The following is a 4,886-nucleotide window of genomic DNA, read 5'->3' as shown; positions in this document are numbered from 1 at the left end:
TTCAGACTTACAAAGCTGTATGCTTAATCCCCCAGGTTTATCGGGTGAGCCATCTCTTCTACGATTGGATCCATACAGGTACGGGTAGTATGGGCAAAAAGTAAATCGTGCAGAAGAGGAACCTCCTCACGAATCCGCTTACCCTTCCTCTCGACCAACTGCCAACGCATAGGAGTGAAAACCTCTATGCCCTTTTCCTCCAGCAACCTATAGGCCGGGCGTTTAGCATTGGGACGGGTCAGGTCTCGCAATACGAACCAATTGTCTGTCAAAGGATGTTCCACAGGATGATGGATAATTCTTCTAGTCCTGAAAGGATATATATTCTATTAATATCCAATCAGTTACAAAATATAGTCTTATAAGTTGGAAGGCGTACTTGGCGAGTAGCATTCGTTTCACGTTGCAAATATAGGGAAAAATAACTAAACACAAGCAAACATTGGCTCTTGTTTGTGTTTGGTTATTTTTCACTACATTTGTGTTCGCTAAAAAAGGAGTAATTTAAAATGATCGATCAACCTACCATAGACCGGATATTGGATGCGGCGAACATCGTGGATGTTGTCTCTGAATTCGTGACTCTTCGGAAACGAGGGATCAACTATGTAGGATTATGCCCGTTTCATTCGGACAAATCACCGTCTTTTTACGTATCCCCCTCAAAGAATATCTGTAAGTGTTTCGCTTGCGGAGAAGGTGGAACCGCCGTTCACTTCATCATGAAACATGAGCAACTCAGCTATTTCGACGCTTTACGCTTTCTGGCGAAAAAATACAATATAGAGATACAGGAACGGGAACTTACCGAGAAAGAGAAACAAATCCGTAGCGACCGGGAAAGTATGCTTATCGTCAATAGTTGGGCGGGGCAATACTTCTCTACTTTATTACATGAGCATGTTGAAGGGAAAAGCGTAGGTATGCGCTACTTCGCCGAGCGAGGATTGAGGGAAGATATCATCCGTAAATTCCAGCTCGGGTATAGCTTGGACCAGCGGGATGCTTTATACAAAACCGCTATAAAAGCAGGTTATAAAAAGGAATTCCTCGAGAAAACCGGTTTAGTTATCACTTATGATAACGGAAACGTGAATGATCGTTTTCGAGGACGTGTTATCTTTCCCGTCCATACGTTAAGCGGAAAGGTCGTGGCATTCGGCGGACGTGTATTGAAAAAGGACGAGAAGACCGCAAAGTATGTAAACTCCCCCGAAAGCGAGATTTATCATAAAAGCAACGAGCTTTACGGCATCTATTTCGCCAAGCAAGCAATCATGAAACAGGATCGCTGTTTCTTGGTGGAAGGATATATGGACGTGATCGGTATGCACCAAGTGGGCGTAGAAAACGTGGTTGCCTCCTCGGGTACGGCGCTCACGCAAGGGCAAATCCGGCTCATACATCGTTTCACGAATAATATCACGGTATTATACGATGGAGACGCCGCCGGAATCAAAGCGGCCCTCCGGGGTATCGATATGTTATTGGAAGAAGGGATGAACGTCAAGGTCGTGCTTCTTCCGGCGGGAGAAGATCCGGACTCGTTTGCCCGTAGCCATAGCGCGAGCGAGTTCGCAGAGTTTATCAGCCAGAACGAGACGGATTTCATCCGTTTCAAGACAAAGTTACTATTGGCGGAAGCGGGGGGTGATCCGATCAAACGTTCCGCCCTGATCTCGGATATTATCCGTACGGTAGCGATTATACCTGATAATATCGCTCGCTCCGTGTATATCCGGGAATGTAGTACGACCATGGAGATAGACGAGCAAGTCTTACTCAACGAGGTCAATAAGATCCGTCTCAACAAGGAAGAGAACCAAGCGGCTAAATCCGTAAGGAATACACCGCCCGTTCAACCTCCAGCCAATACGATCCCTGAGTATCCGGATTTCCCCGGCTACCAACCGTATACACCGGAAGAGGCGAATACCCTTCCTCCGGAAAATATTCCGCCTCCACTGCCCGAGGACTATATTCCGGAAGAGGAAGCGGGTCCGCCCCCTACTCCTCCCTACGAGGTTCCGACGGCTCCCAACATACAGGTCCAACCGAAACGTTCTCCTTTTGAGGCTTATGAGTTGGCTCTTCTGCGCTATATCGTACGATATGGCGAACGTGTCCTCTATGACTACGTAGATGAGGAGACCAACGAGCATGTCATCATGAGGGTCGCCGATTATATCCGTTTCGATCTGGAACGTGATGACCTTACGTTTTATACGCCAGCCTTCAAACAAATGCTGGACGAAGCTGCTGAACATTGTCAAAACGAGGGCTTTATGGCCAGTCGTTATTTCCTTGCCCATCCGGACCCGAACATCAGCCGGCTTGCCGCCAACCTTATTAGCGATAAGTACCAGCTTAGTAAATATCATACGAAGTTCAGGGAACTGGAGCAAGAAGAAGATAAATTGGATTACTTGGTACCCCGGGAAATCTATTCCATGAAAGATGCCTATATCCTCTATAAGATAAAGGATATCCAAGCGAAAATCAAAGAGGCTCAAAACAAGGGAGACATGGAGCTGATCTTTGATTTAATGAAACAGAACGCCCACCTCAACGAGATCAAGAACGTGCTCTGCAAAGAGCTGGGTGAGCGTATCGTATTAAAAATGTAATAAAAAACATCTATGAATTTCCTTGAGACAGAAAACGTGGTAAAACAGTACGCCGGACATCTGGCACTAAACAAGGTGAGTATCCAAGTTCCTCAAGGAACTATCTTTGGATTACTGGGGCCTAACGGGGCGGGCAAGACGACCTTGATCCGGATCATCAACCGGATTACGGCACCGGATAGCGGAATCGTTCGCTTCAACGGCCATGAATCCAGCCCGGAAGACATCTACCAGATCGGTTACTTGCCGGAAGAGAGAGGGTTGTATAAAAAGATGAAAGTCGGGGAGCAGGCGATCTATCTGGCACAATTGAAAGGTCTCTCCTACCCAGAGGCACGCAGTCGTTTGACCCGTTGGTTCGAGAAATTTGACATCATGCCTTGGTGGAATCGCAAACTGGAAGAGCTGTCGAAAGGTATGCAGCAGAAAGTACAGTTCATCATTACCGTGATACACGAACCCGAGCTATTGATCTTTGACGAGCCATTTAGCGGATTCGATCCGGTCAACGCCGATCGCCTTAAACAAGAGATATTGGAATTGAAGGCGGCCGGACATACCATTATATTCTCAACTCACAACATGTCCTCCGTTGAGGAGATTTGTGACGAGATTGCTTTAATCAATCGCTCTGAGGTCGTCCTGTCCGGCAATGTCAAGGAGGTACGGGAACGGTTTAAGAGTAATACCTATATATTAAATGTACGCAAGGAGACTGGAGGTATTGAGGAGTTAAGGATACGCAAGGAAGAAAATATCAGTAACTCCGATTGGCTTACCCGGCTGGCGTCCCAATATGAGATTCTTTCCTTCACGGAGGAGATCCCTTCTATGAATGACATTTTTATCAACACCGTTTCCGGTACAAACACATCAAAGGTATGAGCAAAATTGGATTAATCATCAAACGGGAATATCTCCGGAGAGTAAGTAAAAAGTCATTTATCCTGCTCACGTTCCTCACACCGTTTCTATTCGCTGCACTTGCGTTCGTCCCCCTATGGCTCTCTTCCATCAAGGGAGATGAGGTTCATACAGTCGCCATACTCGACGCCACCGGCAAATACGCCCCGTTGTTCGAGGATACGGAAAGCTATCGTTTTATCAACGGCGACAAAGATATGGATAAGTACAGGCAAATGTCGGAAAAGGAGATATTCGCATTTCTCAACATCTCCGACGACTTGCAGAAAAATCCGAAAAACGCAACCCTCTATTCCAAGAAACAAATCCCGGCGGATTTGAGCCGACTCGTCAATATGACATTAAAGAAGCAGATAGAGAGTGACAAACTGGCAACATTCAATATCCCCAATCTACAAGAGATCATAAAAGAAAGTAAAGTAGATTTCAACATACAAACGATCAAATGGGGGGATAACGGAAGCGAAAAGCAATCCTCGTCCGTAGTGGCATCCATAACCGGAGTAATTTTCACCATGCTTATCTATATGTTCATCCTAATCTATGGAGGAATGGTCATGCAAGGGGTTATGGAAGAAAAGACGAACCGGATCATCGAGATCATGATCTCGTCCGTCAAACCTTTCGACTTAATGATGGGTAAAATTATAGGAATCGGTTTTGTCGGGCTTACGCAAGTATTCCTTTGGGCGGTTATGACCTTTATTCTCATCACCGGGGGAACTTTCTTTTTGGGAGGAGGTATGGAAAGCGAGATCTTGCAATCAAGCATGGCACTTAACACAACCCCTAACATGACGGCTATCGCAGCCCAGCAGCATGGAAATGAATGGATAGAGATGCTTCATACGATTAACTTCACCGAGATAGGCATCTTGTTTATCGCTTATTTCATAGGCGGCTACTTATTATATTCTTCTTTATTCGCCGCTATCGGATCAGCTGTAGACGGCCAAGAAGACACGCAACAATTCATGCTACCAGTCACGCTCCTTTTGGTTTTCGCCCTCTATGCGGGAATCTATAGCATGGAAAACCCTGACGGACCATTAGCTTTCTGGTGCTCCATGATCCCCTTCACCTCTCCGATCGTGATGATGGTCCGGGTGCCATTCGAGGTGCCTTTGTGGGAAATACTACTTTCCATTGGATTTTTGTATATATCATCCATCGGTTTCACTTGGTTTTCCGCCAAAATATACCGTGTAGGCATTCTCATGTATGGTAAGAAACCCAGTATAAAGGAGATGTCCAAATGGCTTCGTTACAAATAAAAACATGATATCTACAACAAAAAAGCCTCGCTACTCTTATCGAATAACGAGGCTTTTTTAT

4 protein-coding genes are annotated in these 4,886 nt (G+C 45.7%); 3 read left to right on the top strand and 1 reads right to left on the bottom strand.

Annotation, left to right across the window (positions count from 1 at the left end):
* Window positions 1-23 precede the first annotated feature (23 nt).
* Window positions 24-284: a transcription termination/antitermination NusG family protein gene (locus DW033_RS05780; protein WP_370453716.1), complete on the bottom strand. Its 261-nt coding sequence runs from the start codon at window positions 282-284 to the stop codon at window positions 24-26.
* Window positions 285-509: 225 nt separating this feature from the next.
* On the opposite strand from DW033_RS05780, the gene dnaG reads away from it, so the two are divergent.
* From dnaG to DW033_RS05765, 3 genes are read left to right on the top strand one after another with little or no spacing between them, the layout of a single operon-like run.
* Window positions 510-2,627 carry a DNA primase gene (dnaG, locus tag DW033_RS05775; RefSeq protein WP_048927668.1) on the top strand — a complete coding sequence of 706 codons (2,118 nt, stop codon included), beginning with the start codon at window positions 510-512 and terminating at the stop codon, window positions 2,625-2,627.
* Window positions 2,628-2,639: 12 nt separating this feature from the next.
* Entirely contained in the window at window positions 2,640-3,512 is an 873-nt protein-coding gene (locus DW033_RS05770) for an ABC transporter ATP-binding protein (RefSeq protein ID WP_008780206.1), read from the top strand.
* Window positions 3,509-4,825, top strand: coding sequence for an ABC transporter permease (locus tag DW033_RS05765; protein WP_122382526.1), 1,317 nt, complete (start codon window positions 3,509-3,511; stop codon window positions 4,823-4,825). Before DW033_RS05770 ends, DW033_RS05765 begins: the two co-directional genes overlap by 4 nt.
* Window positions 4,826-4,886: the final 61 nt, after the last annotated feature.

The sequence above is a fragment of the Parabacteroides sp. AF39-10AC genome, from assembly GCF_003635405.1.
In the GTDB taxonomy this organism is placed as follows: domain Bacteria; phylum Bacteroidota; class Bacteroidia; order Bacteroidales; family Tannerellaceae; genus Parabacteroides; species Parabacteroides distasonis.
The sequence above is the reverse complement of the archived record's forward strand: the minus strand, read 5'-3'. Positions and strand labels throughout refer to the sequence as shown.

Coding starts and splice junctions, on each gene's coding strand:
- dnaG (WP_048927668.1), top strand. CDS start 510: ATGATCGATCAACCTACCATAGACCGGATATTGGATGCGGCGAACATC.
- DW033_RS05770 (WP_008780206.1), top strand. CDS start 2,640: ATGAATTTCCTTGAGACAGAAAACGTGGTAAAACAGTACGCCGGACAT.
- DW033_RS05765 (WP_122382526.1), top strand. CDS start 3,509: ATGAGCAAAATTGGATTAATCATCAAACGGGAATATCTCCGGAGAGTA.